Annotated in this window: 1 protein-coding gene and 1 pseudogene; both read right to left on the minus strand. The window is 33.8% G+C overall.

Annotated features, from left to right (window positions below; all coding sequences use genetic code 11):
• Positions 1 to 30 precede the first annotated feature (30 nt).
• Positions 31 to 417 (minus strand): group II intron maturase-specific domain-containing protein, encoded by a 387-nt coding sequence (locus B5E87_RS15615; RefSeq protein ID WP_224762633.1) that lies wholly within the window; start codon positions 415 to 417, stop codon positions 31 to 33.
• A 72-nt stretch (positions 418 to 489) separates the two neighbouring features.
• Positions 490 to 711, minus strand: a pseudogene (locus tag B5E87_RS15620) (reverse transcriptase domain-containing protein); the annotation flags it as partial.
• Positions 712 to 837 lie beyond the last annotated feature (126 nt).

Consider the following 837-nt stretch of genomic DNA (forward strand, 5'->3'; position numbering starts at 1 on the left):
CACCGTGCGTAGGGTTCCCTACACGGCGTTTCATAAGTTTATAGAATTGTAATAATCTAGTGCACTTACAAACCCAAATCTTTTTAATCTTTCGTTTGTCAGTGTTCTAGAGAGTATAAAGCTATTGGCTATATGCCAGTAGCTTTTTCTTGTATTTGCCCATTCCCATGCCTTATTCCTGTCTATACCTAGCTTTTGCAGATTTCTATACCTTGTTCTTACTAGCTTCCATCTCTTCCAATATATCATTCGTATTCTTCGTCTTAGCCACGAGTCAACTTTACCAAGATATCCTCTCATATCAGCTATCCTGTAGTAATTTATCCATCCCGTAATATAGAGCTTTAATTCCTGAGCTAGTTCCTTACTACTGATAGGTCTATTTCTTTTTGTGATTTCTTTGATTCTTCTTTTCATCTTTTCTTTTGATTTCTTATGAACAGTGATTCGTACGTTACCACTCTTCTCTATATAGAATCCAAATCCTAGAAATTTTACACCAGTAATATAAGCGACTTTTGTTTTCTCTTGGTTGACTTTAACGAATAAATTCTCTTCAAGATATCTCGTCACTGTTTCCTTGACTCTCATAGCACTTCTTTCACTTTTGAACAGTATGACACAGTCATCTGCATATCTTACAAATCGATTTCCTCTTCTTTCCATTTCTTTATCAAATTCATTAAGATAGACATTTGATAGTAATGGACTTAGGGGACCTCCTTATGTGGAGTTAGTTATTATGCCGAGTTAATTTAAATTACCCTTTAATAATCATATGGTTTTCTTTATTTTCTCGGCATAATATTATTATTTAAAGCTGTTTAAGAAGTCTAA

It is taken from the genome of Massilimicrobiota sp. An142, assembly GCF_002160725.1.
Taxonomy (GTDB): domain Bacteria; phylum Bacillota_I; class Bacilli_A; order Erysipelotrichales; family Coprobacillaceae; genus Allocoprobacillus; species Allocoprobacillus merdigallinarum.